Source organism: Arthrobacter sp. P1_A5 (genome assembly GCF_056406825.1).
Genome location: NZ_JBFTZL010000344.1, coordinates 1 through 1,394, shown reverse-complemented (window position 1 = coordinate 1,394; position 1,394 = coordinate 1). Strand labels below are relative to the sequence as shown.

The following is a 1,394-nucleotide window of genomic DNA, read 5'->3' as shown; positions in this document are numbered from 1 at the left end:
AAACGTCGGGGAAGCCTTGGCTCGTGCCGAGCGGGCGGGGGGCAAGCGCCTGGGGCCGTTTGGTGCCGGCCCGGATAACCGTATTGCTGTGCTCGCCGATGCCACCGGCATCCCGTTCTGCCTGCGGCAAGCAGGAGGGAACGACGGCGCCCAGCTGGCCAATGAGCCGAATTCCTGGGCCATGAGCTCGCTGCACACCACAGATCTCGGGCGGGCCCAGGCGTTCTACGGTGCAATGTTCGACTGGGAACTCGAACCCGTCCCGGACGCCCCCTTCTCGCGGTGGCTCCGCTCCGGCCGGGTAGTGGCAGTGGTGGCAGCCACGGACGGCGTCGCGGTCCCGCCGCATTGGAGCGTCAATTTCGCCGTCCGCGACGCGGACGCCATTGCCCGGCAGGCCCTAACACTGGGTGGCAGCATCTTGATGGCGCCCATGGACTCGCCGGGATTTCGCAGCGCCGTGATCAGGGACCCCCAGGGCGGCACCATCGCGGTCAGCGCAACTACCGGCTGACGCTTGCTGGAGAGCATGAGCGCCACACCGATTTGCGGCGCTGGTAGGGTCAGCCCATGGATGAAATTTTGGGGAAGTTCATCGACGATTTCGCGCGGCTCGTGGAGCTTGCGCAGTCCGGGCAGCGTCGGGGGCAACCGGGTACCCAGCTGCTGACTGCGCTCACCGAGCATTTGGCGGTCCGGGCCGAATCAGTGTCAGTAGTGGTTGAGGAGATTCCGCCGCACCGATTCGTGGACGCAGACATCCTCATGGAAGAGCTCGCCGCAGAGGATCCTGAGTTCCGGCTCGTGGGCATCGGCGGCGGCGACCAACGCCACCATCACTCGCTGAGCGACATGCTGCAGCAGTCCCAGCTATATCCGCAGTTCCCCCTGTCCCAGCCGGACTACGCCAACTTGGCTGTCGGGCCGGACGAACAACGGCAGGCCGTGGCACTGGGGCTCTGGCTATTCAGCCATGGAGGCAGTCCGATCGCCGTGCTGCAGCGGGACGCCAACCCCCGGTACGGCCGGCAGTCAGCTTCCCTTGAGGTTTTGGCCGGCGCTACAGATAAGGCCGCACGCTTCCTCTCGGAGTTCCGCAATCGGATGCAGCACCGCAGCGTGCTCAAGGGACAGGTCATTTCCCTGGTGATGGGCGAGTATGGTCCCAGCGCGGCCGGGGTGACGTTCCATGCACGGCCCGTCCTTGCCGCGTCGGATGTCATCCTGCCGGATGGCCTGCTGGAGAGAGTGTCGGACCACGCCTTAGGTATCGCCGAGCACCGTGAGTCTCTGATCAGRTACGGCCAGCACCTCAAACGCGGCGTCCTGCTCTACGGCAGGCCGGGGACGGGCAAGACCCACACGGTACGGTATTTGTTGAGCCGGAGCGAAGG

Annotated in this window: 2 protein-coding genes; both read left to right on the top strand. The window is 65.8% G+C overall.

Translation table 11 applies throughout. The annotated features are described in order from the left end of the window. Nucleotides 1–514, top strand: a 514-nt coding sequence (locus AC1D1S_RS21145; protein WP_476995446.1) for a VOC family protein, incomplete at its 5' end; no start/stop codon positions are given. Between the two features lie 56 nt (nt 515–570). Next, on the top strand, nt 571–1,394 hold an 824-nt coding region (locus AC1D1S_RS21140; RefSeq protein ID WP_476995445.1), incomplete at its 3' end, for an ATP-binding protein.